Genomic DNA, 17,144 nt, shown 5'->3' on the forward strand with positions numbered 1-17,144 from the left:
AATCCAGACTCATGTTCACCCGCCTTCGCGAAGATATCGCCGCCATTCGACAGAAAGACCCGGCTGCGCGCAGCAACTGGGAAGTCTTCACGTGCTACCCGGGCCTGCATGCCGTGATGCTGCATCGCGTTGCCCACGGATGCTGGACGTCCGGCTTCAAATGGCTCGGCCGCTACGTGTCGCAGTACGCGCGCTTTCTCACCGGCATCGAAATCCATCCGGGCGCGACACTTGGCCGCCGTGTCTTCATCGACCACGGCATGGGCGTGGTGATCGGCGAGACGGCCGTCATTGGCGACGACTGCACGATTTACCAGGGCGTCACCCTCGGCGGCACGTCGCTTGCGCGCGGCGCGAAGCGCCACCCGACGCTGGCGCCCGGGGTGATCGTTGGCGCGGGCGCCAAGGTACTCGGCGGCTTTACGGTGGGTGAGGGCGCGAAGATCGGCTCGAACGCGGTGGTGGTGAAGGCGGTGCCCGCCGGCGGCACGGCGGTGGGCAATCCCGCGCGCATCATTCGTCCCGACGCGCCCCGCGAGGACGCGCAAGCCAAGCCGAACGACAACGCGCGCAAGCCGGAATTCTCCGCTTACGGCATTACGCCGAATGCCGATGATCCCGTCTCGCTCGCCATTCACGGGCTGATCGAGAACGCGACCGATCAGGCACACAAGATCGATGTGATGGTGGCCGCGCTCAATCAGCTTGGCGCGCATCTCGAAGCGCTTGGCGCGAGCAAGATCGATACGGCAGAACTGCGCAAGCTGGGCAAGGAAATCCAGGACATGTAACGCGCCATGGCGCGACGTCGCGCCTGGGCTTGCGTTTGAGCTTGTGCTTGCAAAGAAGGCCCGTCATCCGCACGGGCCGTCTTGTTTTGAGGGGCCGACGCCTTACGTGTTGTCCGGCGCGGAGCCCGCAAGATCGATGGCCCGCAAGCCGTGGCTGTCCCATTGCAGATAGCCGCCACGCGGCGTCGCCACATCGAACTCCCAGTCGGGCAACACCCAGCGCACGCGTCGAGCGTCGGCATGGCGTGCCGGACGATGCGTGTGCCCATGCACGAGGGTGCGCTCACCGGCGGTGTCGAGCAGGGCGGCGATGGCCTGGGCGTTTGCATCGGCATAGGCCATGCGATGGGCGCCCTTGGCGGCACTTCGCCGCCGGATGCGATTCGCGATGGCCATGCGCAAGCGCAGCGGCAGCGTCAGGAAAAACGCCTTGCCGAGCGGCGAATGGGCGACGCGGCGAAAGCGCTGATAGCCCACGTCGTCGGTGCACAACTGATCGCCGTGACTGAGCACCAGCGCCTGCCCGAGAAACGAGAAGACACACGGATCGTCGAGCAGGATCGCGCCGGCCGCGCGCGCAAAGCGCTTGCCGAGGAGGAAGTCCCGATTGCCGCGCATCACGGCGATCGGCACGCCGCTCGCGGACAGTTCCGCCATGGCGGCCGTCATGCGACGTGCGAATGCGCCGAGGGGTTCGGGGTGGGGCGTGGCGGTTTCGGTGCGGGGGTCGGCCGGCGTGGCGGTGTCGAGCATGTCGTCGCCGATCCAGTATTCGAACAGATCGCCGAGAATGAACAGGACGGACGCTTCACGCGCGGGCCCGCGCAGGAAGTCCTCGAAGACTTGCACCGTGCGCGGCAGCGCCGGCGAGAGGTGAAGATCGGAAATGAAAAGCGCGGGCCCGTCGCCCCGTGGTGTCACGGGACATGGCGAGCACCGCGCCGTCGATGCTGACATCGAGGGTCTGCGTTGGCGGTGGGCGCGCTTACGCGACGATCACGGCCTTCTCGATGACGACGTCGTCCACCGGCACGTCCTGGTGGAAGCCCTTCGAGCCGGTCTTCACGCCCTTGATCTGGTCGACGATGTCCTGGCCTTCGACGACCTTGCCAAACACGGCGTAGCCCCAGCCTTGCGGCGTCGGTGCGCTGTGGTTCAGGAAGTCGTTATCGCTGACGTTGATGAAGAACTGCGCCGTGGCCGAATGCGGATCGTTCGTGCGGGCCATGGCCAGCGTGTACTTGACGTTCTTCAGGCCGTTGTTGGCTTCGTTCTCGATCGGCGCCTCGGTGGGCTTTTGCTTCATGCCCGGCTCGAAGCCGCCGCCCTGGATCATGAAGCCGTTGATCACGCGGTGGAACACCGTGTTGTCGTAGAAGCCGTTCTTGACGTAGTTCAGGAAGTTCTCGACCGACTTCGGTGCCTTGTCGGCGTCCAGTTCGATGCGAATGACGCCGTGATTCGTGTGCAGTTCAACCATGATGCTTTCCTTCAGATGAAAGGGTCCCGTTGGGCCGGAGAATGTCAGCGCTTGACGACGCTGACCGATTCGATCACGACGGGCGTGGCCGGCACGTCTTGGTACATGCCCTTGCGGGTCGTGGCAACGCCCTTGATTTTCTCGACGGTATCCATGCCGGATACCACCTTGCCGAAGACCGCGTAGCCGTAGCCGTCCGGGTTGGGGTAGTCCAGTGACGCATTATCCTTCACATTGATGAAGAATTGCGCGGTCGCGGAGTTCGGATTCGACGTTCGGGCCATCGCGATGGTGCCGGTCACGTTCTTCAGGCCGTTCTGCGATTCGATGGGGATCGGCGCGCGCGTGGGCTTTTCATTCATCTCCGGCGTGAAACCGCCGCCCTGAATCATGAAGTTGCCAATCACGCGATGGAAGATCGTGCCGTTATAGAAACCGCTGTTGACGTACTGAAGGAAGTTCTCGACCGTTTTCGGGGCGGCCTTCGGGTTGAGTTCGACGACGAAGTTGCCGGCCGACGTTTTGAACTGCACTTGCGGCTGGACGTCCTGCGCGAACGCGCTCAGGCTCGTCCCCGACAGGACGGCCGCAGCGAGTGCGCCGCCGAGCAGCGCGCGACGCAGGCGATTCGGAAAATTCATGCATGTCTCCGTAGGCAATGAGGAATCGATTCTTGGCAAGACGGGGGCGGGGTTCAGTTGCCCGACTTGCCGACGTTCTTGAGCGCGGCGTCGTCGCCGGTCTTGGGCGCTGACGGGGTCTGGCTCACGGGGGCGGCGCGCTGCGGGGCGAGCATGTTGGACAGGATTTTTTCGCGGTTCGACACGCGCGCGGTCGGCGCTAGCTTGAGCGATTTCTGATACGCCTGCTGCGCGAGCTTGGCGTAGATGTCGCCGAGATTCGCGTATGCCACGGCGAAACTCGGGTTATTGCGAATCGCGCTCTCGAGGGCGGCGCGTGCCTTGTCGTACTCACCGACCTGCGCGTAGAGCGCCGCGAGGTTGTTGAACGGCTCGGGCAGTTCCGGGAAGTCTTGCGTGAGCGCGGTGAAGGCGTCGATGGCCTCGGCGTTGCGGCCCATTTCCATGAGCACGCGCCCGCGTGTGAAGCGCACCTGCGCGTCGCGCGGATATTGCTTGAGGTGTTCGTCGGCCTTCGCGAGCGCGTCGTTGAACTTGCCGGCGGCGACCAGTTTGTCGATGGCCGACTCGCTGGCCTGCTGCGGTGTTTGCAGCGGCGCGGGCGGCGGCGGATCGGTGATGGCCTGTGCCCCGGCGGGTAGCGAGAACAACGTGCCCGCGAGGCCGAGGGTAACGCCGGCAAGCGCCAGCGCGCGGGCGCTGCGAGCGGCAGCGGCGAGCGGGCGGCGTGCATGGAGCAGGCGCGTTGCGGGGGACAAAAGTGACCGGCTTCGTTGCGTCATAGTGGGTGCTTGGGATACCTGAGAGGTGCGCAAGAGATGCTATACTCGGCCGCATTCTAACAAAACACCTGCGCCCGGCCCGCGCCATTTCTCGTTATGGCGGCGAATGCGGTTCGCAGGTTTGTTTTTTCTACCGCACGGCGCGCAGCCCGCCTCGCGATGTCGCCCCCGTCACGCCATGTGTGACGGCGCCGGAGCCATCGTCGCAGCGTCCGGCGCTGGTGCCGCCCGGTCAAGCGCTTATCTATGGATTCACTGCGTGTCTACAACTCGCTCGCGCGAGACAAACAGCCGTTCGTACCTCTCGTTCCCGGCGAAGTCCGCATGTATGTCTGCGGGATGACGGTGTACGACTACTGTCATATCGGCCATGCGCGCGTGATGGTGGTGTTCGATATGGTGCAACGTTGGCTGCGAACGCTCGGGTACCGCGTGACCTACGTGCGCAACATTACCGATATCGACGACAAGATCATCAAGCGCGCCGTCGAGAATGGTGAAACGATGCGCGAACTGACGACGCGTTTCATTGCCGCGATGCATGAAGATGCCGACGCGCTCGGTGTCCAGCGCCCAGATCACGAGCCGCGCGCCACCGACTTCATCCCGCAGATGGTCGACATGATCGGCACGCTGCAACGCAACGGTTACGCGTATCAAGCCGACGACGGCGACGTGAACTACGCCGTGCGCAAGTTTGCCAGCTACGGGCAACTCTCGGGCAAGTCCATCGAGGATCTGCGCGCTGGTGAGCGGGTTGCCGCCAATGCCGCGAAGCAGGATCCGCTCGATTTCGTGCTGTGGAAGCGCGCCAAGGAGACCGAGCCCGACGAGTCTAAATGGGCCTCGCCGTGGGGCGCCGGCCGTCCGGGCTGGCACATCGAGTGCTCGGCGATGAGCTGCCAGTTGCTCGGCAATCACTTCGATCTTCACGGCGGCGGGGCGGATCTGCAGTTCCCGCACCACGAGAACGAAATCGCCCAGAGCGAAGGCGCGACGGGCGAAACGTTCGTGAACTACTGGATGCACAACGGTTTCGTGCGTGTGGACAACGAGAAGATGTCCAAGTCGCTTGGCAACTTCTTCACGATTCGCGAAGTGCTCGCGAAGTTCGACGCGGAAGTCGTACGCTTTTTCATTTTGCGCGCGCAATACCGCAGCCCGCTCAACTACAGCGATGCGCATCTCGACGACGCGCGCGGCGGTCTGACGCGACTGTACACGGCGCTCAAGGATGCGACGGGCGACGGCGCGCCACTCGATTGGAACGAGCCGTTCGCGCAGCGTTTCGCCGCGGCGATGAACGACGACTTCAATACGGCCGTGGCGATCGCCGTGCTGTTCGACCTCGCCGGAGAAATCAACAAGCAGCGCGATCCGGTGCTCGTGCGTCAGTTGCAGGGGCTCGCCGCTACGCTTGGCCTGCTTGGGCGCGATCCGCAGTCGTTTCTGCAAGGGGCGGCGGGGAGCGACTCGGCGGGCGACGACGACGCCTTGCGCACGTCGGTCGAGGCGCGCATTGAAGCCCGTGCGCAAGCCAAGCGCGAACGCAATTTCGCCGAGGCCGATCGTATTCGCGCCGAACTGCTGGCCGAAGGTATCGTGCTGGAAGACCGTCCCGGAGGCGCCACCGAATGGCGTCGTGCCTGAGCGCGACGCATCGAGGCAAATTTCATGGTGACTCGTAACTCCGTGGCCGCTAAGGTGGCGACTAAAACTGCCGCAGCGAAGGGCGCGAAGGGGGCCGTGAAGGCCACCCGATCGGTCGCGCCGACCGACGATGGCGAACGCCGCGCGCCGGCCAAGGTGGCCGGCAAGCGCGCGACGACGAACGTCAAGTCGGGTCGCAAGACCGCGACGGGTAACGCGGCGGCGAAGGCAACGCAGGCCGGCGCCGCCCGCAAGGCCGCGCCGCCGCCGGCGCAAAAAGCCGCAAAGAAGGTTGCGCAAAAGGTCGCGAGAAAAGTCGCAGAGAAGGGCGTAGAAAAGCGCGTACAAAAAAGCGCGGAAAAGGCTGCAAAGCCGGTCACCGACAAGGTCGCAAAAAAGGCCGCACCGAAGGCGGGAACGAAGGTCGCGCGCAAGGCGCCGGTGAAGGCCGCGCCGTCGACGCCCGACGACGCGCGCCGGGTCATCGCCAAGCGCGATGGCGAGACGCGTATCGTGACGCCCGAGATCGAGCGCATCGACCACGACATCGTCGAGCAGGTCGTGACAGGCGTGGTGCCGCTGCCGGTCGCGGCCGGGGCGACGCGTCCGCTCTACTGGGATCAGGCCTGCGCCGATCTCATGAAGCGCGACCGTATTCTCAAGAAGTTGATCCCTCAATTTGGGCCGGCCCATCTGACCGGGCGCGGCGAGCCGTTCGTTACGCTGGCGCGCTCGATCGTCGGTCAGCAGATCTCGGTCAAGGCCGCGCAGGCCGTGTGGGATCGCGTGCAGGCCGCCTGTCCGAAGCTCACGCCAGCGCAGTTCATCAAGGTAGGGCACGATGCGCTCGCCGGTTGCGGGCTGTCGCGCCGCAAGGCCGAGTACATTCTCGACCTGGCAACGCACTTCAAATCGGGGGCGCTACACGTCGACGCCTGGGCCAGTATGGACGACGAGGCGGTCATTGCGGAGTTGACCGGCATTCGCGGCATCGGTCGCTGGACCGCCGAAATGTTCCTGATGTTCAACCTGCTGCGCCCCGACGTTCTGCCGCTCGACGATGTCGGGCTGATCAACGCCATCAGCGTCAATTATTTCAGCGGGGAGCCCGTCACGCGCAGCGAAGCGCGTGACGTGGCCGCCAATTGGGAGCCGTGGCGCTCCGTCGCCACCTGGTATATGTGGAGAAGCCTCGAACCGGTGCCCGTCGAATACTGAACGTTCAGTCAAAGACGTATAATCCGCGTCCATCCCATCGTATCCAGTCATTATTAACGTCTATTGTGGATTGAGTGGCAATGAAAGTTGTCTATCTCGATCGGGTAGACGTTGCCGGCGGTACAATACGCTGCCGCATTTCCGGGGGAAGCCTGATGAAGAACACCTTTTTGGATTTTGAACAGCCCATCGCCGAACTCGAAGCGAAGATTGAAGAGCTGCGCTTCGTGCAAGACGATTCAGCCGTCGACATTTCCGAAGAGATCGAGCGCCTCTCGAAGAAGAGCCAGCAGCTCACCAAGGACATCTATACGAACCTGTCGCCGTGGCAGGTTTCGCAAATTTCGCGTCATCCGCAGCGCCCCTACACGCTCGACTACGTTCGCGACATCTTTACCGATTTCCATGAACTGCATGGCGATCGCTCGTTCGCGGACGATCTGGCCATCGTGGGGGGCATGGCGCGTTTCAACGGTCAGGCCTGCATGGTGATCGGTCATCAGAAGGGGCGCGATACGAAGGAGCGTGCACTGCGCAACTTCGGCATGCCGCGTCCCGAGGGCTATCGCAAGGCCATGCGCCTGATGAAGCTCGCCGAGAAATTCGGTCTGCCGATATTCACGTTCGTCGACACGCCGGGCGCCTACCCGGGCATCGACGCCGAAGAGCGTGGCCAGTCCGAAGCCATCGGTCACAACCTGTTCGTCATGGCCGAACTCAAGACGCCGATCATCACCACGATCATCGGTGAGGGCGGCTCGGGCGGCGCCCTCGCCGTGGCGGTTGCCGACACGGTCATGATGCTGCAGTTCTCGACGTATTCGGTGATTTCGCCGGAAGGTTGCGCGTCGATCCTGTGGAAGAGCGCGGCCAAGGCGCCCGAGGCGGCCGAGGCGCTGGGTCTGACGGCGCACCGCCTCAAGGCGCTGGGCCTGATCGACAAGATCGTCAACGAACCGCTGGGCGGCGCGCATCGCGACCCGCTCGGTATGGCCGGCATGCTCAAGCGTGCGTTGGCCGACTCGCTGCGCCAGTTCCAGGGCAACAGCCACAAGGAACTGCTCGAGCGCCGCTTCGAGCGCCTGATGAGCTATGGCAAGTACAAGGAAGCGGTCGCGAAGTAACGCGCCTGCCACGGCGTCGTCGCCCGTGGTGGCGATGACGCCGGATGCCATGCCTCGTCACGATGCTTCCGCTGCCGCGTGCGCTTCTGCCCGAAGCGACGCGGCAGTGGTCCATGTGGACGTCGCGCTGCGCCTCGCCCTGGCGATGCACGCGACGCCGCATGCGACGCCGCACCTCGCGTCATCCCCCCCTCCCACGGCACCCCGCCTCTGGCCGTCGCGCTGAGCGGCGGACTCGACTCGATGGTGCTGCTCGATGCGCTGGCGCATTGGGTTCAGGCGCGCCGAGACGCGGGCGAGGCGATCGCACCACCGCTGGCCATCCACATCCATCACGGACTCTCCGCGCACGCCGACGCGTGGCTCGCCGCGTGCGAGCGCGAGGCGCGTCTGCGCGGTTTTGGGTTCGAGGCGCAACGGGTGAGCGTGCGGCGCGACGCCCGGCAGGGCATCGAGGGCGCGGCGCGTGCGGCGCGCTATCAAGCGCTGGCGGCGTGCTGCGACGCACATGGCGTGGGCTGGCTGTTGAGCGCTCACCACGCGAATGATCAGGCCGAGACCGTGCTGTTGCAGATGCTGCGCGGTGCGGGGCTGCCCGGCGTGGCGGCAATGGGCGTGGAGGGCGTGTTGCCGGTCGCGGCAGGCGAGCCGAGTCGTGCACGGCTGCTGCGGCCGTTGCTCGACGTCTCGCGCGAGACGTTGCTGATGTATGCAAAGGCGCGCTCGCTGTCATGGGTCGACGATCCATCGAACGACGATCGCCACTACTTGCGCAACGCACTGCGTCACGATGTCATGCCCGCAATCGCGGCCCACGTGCCTGCGTATCGGGAAACGTTGGCGCGGTTTGCGCGTCATGCCGCGCAAGCGCAATCGCTGCTCGACCAGCTCGCGCAGACGGATTTCGACATGGCCCGCGTGATCCAGGCATCTGGCGACGAGTGTTTGCAGCGCAGTCGATTGCAAGCGCTGGACACGCCACGACTGGCGAACCTTCTGCGGTATTGGGCGGCGCGTCGCGGATTGGCGATGCCGCCCGAAGCGCGGCTGGACGAATGGGTGCGACAGATTCGCGACGCGCACGACGACGCATCGCTCGAATTGCCCCATGGCGGCGCGGTCTTGCGTCTGTATCGCGACGCCTTGCAATGGACCGCGGTGTACGACGCGGTCCAGCAGGACGAAGGAGCCTCCGATGTCGTATTGCGATGGTCGGGTGAGCGCGAATGGTCGTTGCCGCAATGGCAGGGAAGCATTGTGTTCGTGCCGGTCGCCGAGGGCGAGGGCGAGGGGGGCGAGGCATCCATCGACGAGCGCGTGCTAAGGGCAAGGCCGCTCGTGGCGAGGGCGCGCGCGGGTGGGGAGCGATGGCGCGAACACGCGCAGGGTCATTCGCGTTCGCTGAAGCACTGGTATCAAAGCCGCGGCGTCGCGGCGTGGTTGCGTCATGTGCCGATCGTCTGGCAGGGAAACGACATCGTGTTCGTGCCCCGCCTGGGAATCGACGGGGCGGCACAAACCGGTGAATACCGCGGTGCGCGCTGGCGGATGATGTGGCGCGACGAAGCGTAAGCGACCGTAAACGGCACAATCTGCTGTCGAATGCGGCGCGTTGCGTCCTGGGCAGTGCAATCTGCGCCAGACTGGCTCAGGCGCGATACATTCGTGCGATAATCAAAAGTTCCGCGAATCGAAACGCTACCGATACCCTTCGGCGGGTCTCCGTGCGTGATTCATAAACGGTTTCAAATCAATGTGTTAGCAATGTTATGGCTCTGATCGTACACAAATACGGCGGCACGTCGATGGGCTCGGTGGAGCGCATCAAGAATGTCGCCAAGCGCGTGGCCAAGTGGCACAAGGCCGGTTACAAGATGGTGGTGGTGCCGTCGGCCATGTCTGGCGAGACCAATCGTCTGTTGGGGTTGGCCAAGGAGATTTCGGCCCATCCCGATCCGCGCGAACTCGACGCCATTGCCGCCACGGGCGAGCAAGTGAGCGTTGCCCTGCTGGCGATGGCGCTCAAGGAAGCGGGCGTCGATGCCGTGAGCTATGCCGGCTGGCAAGTACCGATCAAGACCGACAGCGCTTTCACCAAAGCCCGTATTTCGGAGATCGACGACACGCGCGTGATGGCCGATCTCAATGCCGGGCGCGTGGTCGTCATCACGGGTTTCCAGGGAATCGATCCGAACGGCAACGTGACCACGCTGGGTCGCGGTGGCTCGGACACGTCGGCGGTGGCGGTGGCCGCTGCGCTGAAGGCCGATGAGTGCCTGATCTACACCGACGTCGATGGCGTGTACACGACCGACCCGCGCGTGGTCGACGACGCGCGCCGCCTCGACAAGGTCACTTTCGAAGAGATGCTGGAAATGGCCAGTCTCGGCTCGAAGGTGCTGCAGATCCGCTCGGTGGAATTTGCCGGCAAGTACCAGGTCAAGACGCGCGTGCTCTCGAGCTTGACCGACCCGATGATCGCGCTGGACGAAGAAGCGCGCTCGGGCACGCTGATTACTTTTGAGGAAGACGAACAAATGGAAAAGGCCATCATCTCGGGTATCGCATTCCAGCGCGACGAGGCCAAGATCACTGTGCGCGGCGTGCCGGATCGTCCGGGCATCGCCTACCAGATCCTCGGTCCGATCGCCGACGCGAACATCGATGTCGACATGATCATCCAGAACCTGAGCATCGAGGGGAAGACCGACTTCACGTTCACCGTGCCGCGCGGCGACTACCAGCGCGCCATGACGCTGCTGCAAAAGGATGTGCAGGGCCACATCGGTGCCGCCGAAGTCGTGGGCGACCCGAAAGTCTCGAAGGTGTCGATCGTGGGCGTGGGCATGCGCTCGCACGTCGGTATCGCCAGCAAGGCGTTCCGCACGCTGTCGGAAGAGGGCATCAACATTCAGCTGATCTCGACGTCCGAAATCAAGATCTCCGTGCTGATCGACGAGAAGTACATGGAACTGGCCGTGCGCGCGCTGCACAAGGCGTTCGAACTCGATCAGGCCTGAGCGTCGTTGACGACACCGAGTGTGCCGCATGCGCGCAAGAGGCATGCGGCGCGACGCGCGATTTTCGCGCGGCAGTGCGGGGAATGTTCCCCAAGCGTGTCGAAGGCATGACACATGCGCAAATTTTGTTGGTTTTCGATGCGCATAATGTTTGACGACATCACGAACAGTAGGTAATATCACGCCTTCGTTACATCACCTCCCTGATGTGACGACAAGTTTGGGAGACGTGGCCGAGAGGTCGAAGGCACTCCCCTGCTAAGGGAGCATCTGGGCCAAAACCTGGATCGAGGGTTCGAATCCCTCCGTCTCCGCCAAGTCGCCTTGGCGGAACACCCCCGGCGCTTCGCGGAGCGCCGGGGGTTTTTTCTTTCCCGAGTTCGCGCGTTGGCGATACCTCGCGCGTCGATACTCTTTCTGTTTCGAGCGAGGACAACGATGTCGATCATCACTACCGATTCCGGCCTGCAATACGACGAGCTGCAAGTGGGCGATGGCGCCGAAGCCACGCCGGGCAAGACCGTCACCGTGCACTACACGGGCTGGCTGACCGACGGCAAGAAATTCGATTCCAGCAAGGACCGCAACGACCCGTTCGCCTTCGTGCTCGGCGGTGGCATGGTCATTCGCGGTTGGGATGAGGGGGTTGCCGGCATGAAGGTCGGCGGCAAGCGCAAGCTGGTCATTCCGCCCGAACTGGGCTATGGCGCACGCGGCGCCGGCGGCGTGATTCCGCCCAACGCCACGCTGGTCTTCGAGGTCGAACTTCTGGACGTCTGAGCGATCCAAAGCCGTCACCAAGCGGCATCATCGATGCAATAGACACCCCCGGTGCCTCGCAGGTACCGGGGGTGTTGTCTTTTTACGTGGGCCTTCGCCATGCGCGATGGCTGCACAAAGGAGCCTTCATTAGGTGTCTCACCCCGCCATGTCTGTTTCCCGATTCTGGTTTCCGTTCTCGCTCGTGCTCTTCGAGTTTGCCGTCTACATCTCGAATGACATGATCATGCCCGGCATGCCGATGGTCACGCGCGAATTCGGGGCGTCGGCGGACATGACCACGCTCGCGCTGACTGCGGCCATGCTCGGCAACGCCAGCCTGCAATGGCTGCTCGGACCGCTCGCCGATCGCTTCGGACGCCGTCGCGTGCTGCTCGGCGGTCTCGTGATGTTCATCGTCGCCTGTCTGGCCACGCACTACGTGCAGACGATGCCGCAGTTCATTGCGCTGCGCTTCCTCCAGGGCATGGGGTGCTGCTTCGTGCTGACGGTGGGCTATCCGACCGTGCACGAAGCGTTCGACGAGAAGACGGCGGTGCGTGTAATGGCGCTCATGGCGAACGTCTCGCTGCTCTCGCCGTTGTTCGGTCCGCTCGCGGGCGCGGCCGTGGTGTCGTACTGGCCATGGCGCAGTATCTTCTGGCTCATCGCCATCGTGGCCGTGTTTTCGTTCGTGGGGCTGTATCGCACCATGCCGGAACTGTCGCGCCATGACCGCACGGCGCTGAACGCGAAGCAGCTCTGGACGGGCTACAAGCTGCCGCTCTCGAGCGCGCGGTTCTGGCGCGGTGCCGTGCTCACGGGGCTTGCCATCACGCCGCTGCTGACATGGATCGCCCTCGGCCCGGTGTTCCTGATCGAGCGCGCCGGTTTGTCGCAGATGCAATACGCGTTGCTGCAAGTGCCGGTCTTCGCGGCGCTGATTCTCGGCAATGTGTTGCTTGCGCGTCAGGTCGGGCGCTGGTCGAATGGCCGATTGCTCGCGATGGGCGTGGCGGCGATGCTGATTGGCGCGGCGGTGTCGCTCATCGGCACAGTGATTCTTGCGCCGGGCTATCCGGCCCTGCTGGTTGGCACGTCTTTGCATGCGTTCGGCATGGGCCTGTGTTACGGCGTCGTGTATCGCCAGTCGTTGTTCGCTGTCGAGAGTCCCAATCGCGCGACGGTGGCCGGCATGCTCAGCATGATCACCATCGTTGTGGCCGTGGCCGTGATCGAGACGATGAAGGTGGCGTACCTTCACTTCGGCGATGCCGCGCTCGGCATCGGTGCGATGATGGCAGCGGCGCTGGTCGCGGTGCTTGCGGCGAACTTTGTCCCACCGCCCGCGCAGGACGCGCTCGCGCAGCCCGGCCGGCCTTCGTAAGTCCGACCGCCCCAATGAAACGCCAGCGAAAGCGTCGCTGGCGTTTTTTTATGCGTCGCGTCAGCCGTGTGCGCGGTCGTCGGTCACGGTCTGCGTGGTCGGCGAGTCCGCTTTCTCAGGGGGCGTTGCCGGGTTGGCAGCCGGCGCATTGGGCACCGGCTTGCCCGTGACATTGTCTGCGGCCGGCGCGGGCGCCGCGTAATAATCGCGCTCCCACTGTTCGTGATTTGCCTTCGCCTGCTGCAACTCCGGCGTGAGCGGCGCGAAGGCCAGCAGCAACTTGTTGAGCCACGATACCGGGACTTTGCATGGGCGCTCGAAGTCGACGAACAGCACCACGCGTGTCTCGGGCGTATCGTTGTGCACCTGATGGGGATAGGCGTCGTCGAAGATCACGGCGCGGTTCGCTTGCCAGACATAACGCTGAGCGTCGACTTCGATCCAGCAGTGCTCCCGCTCGCGCGGCACCTTCAGTGCAAGGTGCAGGCGCAGCACCCCGTTGTAAGGACCGCGATGCAGCGGGATCTGCTTGCCCGGCGCGAGGATCGAGAAGAACGCGGTGCGCAACCCGGGAATGCCGTCGAGGGCGGCCGCAGTGGCCGGGCAGCGCGCGAGATTGCGCTCGGCGCGCATGCCGTAGCCAAGAAACACGAAGGTCTGCCACTGATGATCCTGCGTGATGGTGGCGACGTCGGGCGAGATTTCGTGAAACGCCGGCAAACGCCCGGGCGTGGCGAGGACGGCGTCGAGCTCCGCGGCGATGGCCGGCGCCTGCGCTTCGAGGGCTTCGACCCACGGGAACTGCGCGTTGTCGAAAATGGGTCGGTCGCCGACCAATGACCCACGCGCAATACGACGTTGCGCCGCTTCCACGCATTGAAAGAAAAATCGGGCGAGCCAGCGAGGCAGGGTACGGTTGGGGTTCTGCGCGGGCGATCGTGTAGCACTCAACGTCGGCCTCCAGGGCGGAAACAGGGGAACCGGGCCGGCGAGATTGTGTCTTTCAGTGCGGTAACCGCCGGGCTTTTGGGTACAATTGTCGCGCGGTCCGGCCATGTCGCCAAGCCTCGTGCGGGAATTGTGCGTGACGGCACAGGGATGCGCCATGACGAGATGTTACGCGCCGTTATGCCACGTCGCCAAACACGGTGGCGGGGCGAAGGGGAGGGGGCTGGATGCGTCCGGGCCCCGGCAGGCTGGCGCTGGCCGACCAACACAGGAGACGCATGAAAGCGCCCACTTCACGGCACTCATACACGGCACGCGGCTCGCTCAACCGCTTGGTGACTTCTCTGGTCCGCGTGCTGAGCGTCGTTCCCGCCCTCGTTCCGGCGCTCGCCGTCGCCCTGTTGCTGGCGCCGTCGGCGCAGGCGAAGTACGCCATCGCCCAATACGGCGAACCGAAGTATCCGCAAGGGTTCACACACTTCGACTACGTCAATCCCGATGCGCCTCGTGGCGGCACGCTGACGCTGGCCAACCCCGATCGCCGCACCAGCTTCGACAAGTTCAATCCATTCACGCTGCGCGGCACGTCGGCCCCGGGCGTGCTCGGCCTCATGTTCGAGACGCTCGGCATTGGCAGCGCCGACGAACCTGCCACCGTCTACGGCCTGCTCGCCGACGACATCGCGGTGGCTCCCGATGGCGCGTCGGTCACGTTTCACCTCAATCCGGCCGCACGCTTCAACAACGGCGACGCGGTGACGGCGCAAGACGTCAAGTATTCGTTCGATACGCTGATGAGCCCGCAGGCCTCGCCGGGCTTCAAGGTGATGTTCGCGGACGTGAAAGGTGTGAGCGTGCTCGACGCGCGTCGTGTGCGCTTCGACTTCCGTCGCGTGAGTCCCGACCTGCCGCTGCTCGTGGCAACGGTGCCGGTGTTTTCGCCCAAGTGGGGGCCGGCGCGGATGGCAAGCGCAAGGCCTTCGATGCGCTGACGTTCGAGACGCCCATCGCCAGTGGTCCGTATCTCATCGAGTCGTATGACGGCGGAAGGCGCATCACCTTCCGGCGCAACCCGACGTACTGGGGCAACGCGCTGCCCGTGCGACGCGGCACCTATAACTTCGAGCGCATCGTCTACAAGCTGTACTCCGACGACATCGTGCGGCTTGAAGGCTTCAAGGCGGGCGAGTTCGACGCCATCACCGAATACCGTGCCAGAAGCTGGGTGCGCAGCTATGTGGGGAAGCGCTTTCGCGATGGCGAACTGATCAAGCGCGAGTTCGCGCATCACAACACGGCGGGCATGCAGGGCTTCATCCTGAACCTGCGACGCGACAAATTTCGCGATGTGCGCGTGCGCCGGGCGCTGGATCTTGCGCTCGATTATCAGTGGCTTAACCGTCAACTGTTCTACAACCAGTATCAGCGCATCGACAGCTATTTCACCAACAGCGATCTCGCCGCGCGCGGACTGCCGAGCGAGGCGGAACGCAAGCTGCTCGAACCGCTGCGCAAATCGCTCGATCCGGCCGTGTTCGGGCCGATGGTCGTGCAGCCGACGACGACCCCGCCCGCCAGTCTGCGTGAGAACCTGCGCCAGGCGCGCGAGCTGCTGGCGCAGGCCGGCTGGACCTATCGCGACGGCGCACTGCGTAACGCGAAAGGCGAGCCGTTCGTCTTCGAGTTTCTCGATGATGGCGGTGCGATGGGGCCGGTCGCGTCGGCTTACGCACGCAACCTCGCCAAGCTGGGTATTACGCTGAACTTTCGCACAAGCGACTTCGCGTTGTATCAGAAGCGTCTGGAGGCGTTCGACTTCGACATGATTTCGCTGCGCTATCCCGATTCGCAGATTCCCGGCACCGAATTGCTCGACCGCTTTGGCAGCCACTCGGCCGACGTGGAAGGCTCCGATAACGCCATCGGTCTGAAGGATCCGGCCGTCGATGCGCTCCTGGCGGATCTCGTGCGTGCGCATACCTACGACGACCTCGTGGCCGCGGCGCGCGCGCTCGACCGCGTGCTGATGCATGGCTACTACATCGTGCCGCACTGGTTCTCTTCGACGCATCGCATGGCCTACAAGCAGTATCTGCACTTCCCGGACAAGTTGCCGAAGTACTACACCGCTGAAGGCTGGCTCGTGTCGACGTGGTGGGATTCGCGTGTGGGGCAGACGCAGGCGGCGACGCCAGGGGCGTCGATGTCCGCTGCGCCGTCCCCGGCGTCTGCCGCGTCCCGATAGCACGTCACCGAGTCAGGAACCGACAGGAGCTGCCCCCCAACCATGTGGTCCTACATTCTCAAACGCCTGCTGATCATGATCCCGACGCTGCTCGGTGTGATCACGCTGACCTTCGTGGTCATCCAATTTGTGCCCGGCGGTCCGGTCGAGCAGGTCATGCTCGAACTCAAGGGGCGCGGCGGCGGCGGGGAAGCGAGCGGCGGCGGCGCCGCGAGCGACTATCGCGGACGGCGCGGCATCGACCCGCAACAACTGGCCCAGATCAAGGCGTTGTACGGCTTCGACAAGACGCCGGCGGAGCGCTATTGGCTCATGCTCAAGCGCTTCGCGAAATTCGATCTCGGCCAAAGTTACTTCCATCACCAGAGCGTGTGGTCGCTGATCGTCTCGAAGTTGCCCGTGTCGATCTCCCTGGGCCTGTGGACGTTTTTCCTCACGTACCTGATATCGGTGCCGTTGGGTATCGCCAAGGCGGTGCGCAACGGTTCTCGATTCGACACGCTCACGAGTCTGGTGGTGCTCGTCGGCTACGCGATCCCGGGCTTCGTGCTCGGGGTGTTGCTGCTGGTGCTCTTCGGCGGCGGCACGTTCTGGCAGTTATTCCCGTTGCGCGAACTCGTCTCCGATAACTGGAGCGATTTATCGTGGCCGGCGAAGATCACCGACTATCTGTGGCACATCACGCTGCCGGTGACGGCGTCGGTCGTGGGGAGTTTCGCCGTCGTCACCATGCTCACGAAGAACGCGTTCCTCGACGAAATTCGCCGCCAGTATGTGCTCACCGCACGCGCCAAGGGACTCTCCGAGCGCAAGGTGCTGTTCAAGCACATCTTTCGCAACGCGTTGATTCCGCTGATCACCGGTTTCCCGTCGGCCTTCATTGGCGCGTTCTTCGCGGGCAGCCTGCTGATCGAGACGCTGTTCTCGCTCGATGGGCTGGGGCGTCTCTCGTACGAATCGGTGCAGCGGCGCGACTATCCGGTCGTGCTCGGCTCGTTGTATCTGTTCACGCTCATCGGCCTGGTGACCAAGCTCATCTCCGACCTGTGCTACGTCCTGGTCGACCCGCGTATTCAATTCGATCGACTGGAGCACTGAC

General features: G+C 64.0%; 14 protein-coding genes, 1 tRNA gene and 1 pseudogene. 11 read left to right on the forward strand and 5 right to left on the reverse strand.

Annotated features, from left to right (window positions below):
* The first annotated feature begins 11 nt into the window (after positions 1-11).
* Complete coding sequence (cysE, locus tag DRB87_RS08795; protein WP_130025628.1) at positions 12-791, forward strand: serine O-acetyltransferase; 780 nt, start codon at positions 12-14, stop codon at positions 789-791.
* 102 nt (positions 792-893) lie between these two features.
* On the opposite strand, the gene DRB87_RS08800 is transcribed toward cysE, so the two are convergent.
* From DRB87_RS08800 to DRB87_RS08815, 4 genes are all read right to left on the reverse strand, one after another.
* Positions 894-1,712, reverse strand: a complete 819-nt coding sequence (locus DRB87_RS08800) for a UDP-2,3-diacylglucosamine diphosphatase (protein WP_130025629.1) — start codon at positions 1,710-1,712, stop codon at positions 894-896.
* Between the two features lie 64 nt (positions 1,713-1,776).
* Positions 1,777-2,271 (reverse strand): peptidylprolyl isomerase, encoded by a 495-nt coding sequence (locus DRB87_RS08805; protein WP_017234700.1) that lies wholly within the window; start codon positions 2,269-2,271, stop codon positions 1,777-1,779.
* 44 nt (positions 2,272-2,315) lie between these two features.
* A complete protein-coding gene (locus DRB87_RS08810) occupies positions 2,316-2,894 on the reverse strand; it encodes a peptidylprolyl isomerase (protein WP_130027794.1) in 579 nt (192 codons plus the stop codon).
* 71 nt (positions 2,895-2,965) lie between these two features.
* Positions 2,966-3,670 carry a tetratricopeptide repeat protein gene (locus DRB87_RS08815; RefSeq protein ID WP_240756234.1) on the reverse strand — a complete coding sequence of 235 codons (705 nt, stop codon included), beginning with the start codon at positions 3,668-3,670 and terminating at the stop codon, positions 2,966-2,968.
* A gap of 270 nt (positions 3,671-3,940) precedes the next feature.
* On the opposite strand from DRB87_RS08815, the gene cysS reads away from it, so the two are divergent.
* From cysS to DRB87_RS08855, 8 genes are all read left to right on the forward strand, one after another.
* Positions 3,941-5,344, forward strand: coding sequence for a cysteine--tRNA ligase (cysS, locus tag DRB87_RS08820; protein ID WP_130025631.1), 1,404 nt, complete (start codon positions 3,941-3,943; stop codon positions 5,342-5,344).
* 156 nt (positions 5,345-5,500) lie between these two features.
* Positions 5,501-6,562, forward strand: coding sequence for a DNA-3-methyladenine glycosylase (locus DRB87_RS08825; RefSeq protein ID WP_370363952.1), 1,062 nt, complete (start codon positions 5,501-5,503; stop codon positions 6,560-6,562).
* Between the two features lie 155 nt (positions 6,563-6,717).
* Complete coding sequence (locus DRB87_RS08830; protein WP_130025633.1) at positions 6,718-7,686, forward strand: acetyl-CoA carboxylase carboxyltransferase subunit alpha; 969 nt, start codon at positions 6,718-6,720, stop codon at positions 7,684-7,686.
* Positions 7,687-7,764: 78 nt separating this feature from the next.
* A complete protein-coding gene (gene tilS / locus DRB87_RS08835; RefSeq protein ID WP_255501468.1) occupies positions 7,765-9,258 on the forward strand; it encodes a tRNA lysidine(34) synthetase TilS in 1,494 nt (497 codons plus the stop codon).
* A gap of 197 nt (positions 9,259-9,455) precedes the next feature.
* Positions 9,456-10,706, forward strand: a complete 1,251-nt coding sequence (locus DRB87_RS08840) for an aspartate kinase (RefSeq protein WP_130025635.1) — start codon at positions 9,456-9,458, stop codon at positions 10,704-10,706.
* 223 nt (positions 10,707-10,929) lie between these two features.
* Positions 10,930-11,023: transfer RNA gene (locus DRB87_RS08845), tRNA-Ser, on the forward strand.
* A 121-nt stretch (positions 11,024-11,144) separates the two neighbouring features.
* Positions 11,145-11,486 carry an FKBP-type peptidyl-prolyl cis-trans isomerase gene (locus tag DRB87_RS08850; protein WP_130025636.1) on the forward strand — a complete coding sequence of 114 codons (342 nt, stop codon included), beginning with the start codon at positions 11,145-11,147 and terminating at the stop codon, positions 11,484-11,486.
* Positions 11,487-11,634: 148 nt separating this feature from the next.
* Positions 11,635-12,852 (forward strand): MFS transporter, encoded by a 1,218-nt coding sequence (locus DRB87_RS08855; protein ID WP_130025637.1) that lies wholly within the window; start codon positions 11,635-11,637, stop codon positions 12,850-12,852.
* 60 nt (positions 12,853-12,912) lie between these two features.
* Here DRB87_RS08855 and DRB87_RS08860 read toward each other — a convergent pair whose 3' ends face one another.
* A complete protein-coding gene (locus tag DRB87_RS08860; RefSeq protein WP_240756235.1) occupies positions 12,913-13,803 on the reverse strand; it encodes an aspartyl/asparaginyl beta-hydroxylase domain-containing protein in 891 nt (296 codons plus the stop codon).
* Between the two features lie 275 nt (positions 13,804-14,078).
* Between DRB87_RS08860 and DRB87_RS08865 the strand changes: the two are divergent.
* Positions 14,079-16,045 (forward strand): annotated as a pseudogene (locus DRB87_RS08865) (extracellular solute-binding protein).
* A 42-nt stretch (positions 16,046-16,087) separates the two neighbouring features.
* Positions 16,088-17,143: a microcin C ABC transporter permease YejB gene (locus DRB87_RS08870; RefSeq protein ID WP_130025638.1), complete on the forward strand. Its 1,056-nt coding sequence runs from the start codon at positions 16,088-16,090 to the stop codon at positions 17,141-17,143.
* The last annotated feature ends 1 nt before the right edge of the window (position 17,144 follow it).

The organism is Pandoraea sp. XY-2, from assembly GCF_004193915.1.
Taxonomy (GTDB): domain Bacteria; phylum Pseudomonadota; class Gammaproteobacteria; order Burkholderiales; family Burkholderiaceae; genus Pandoraea; species Pandoraea cepalis.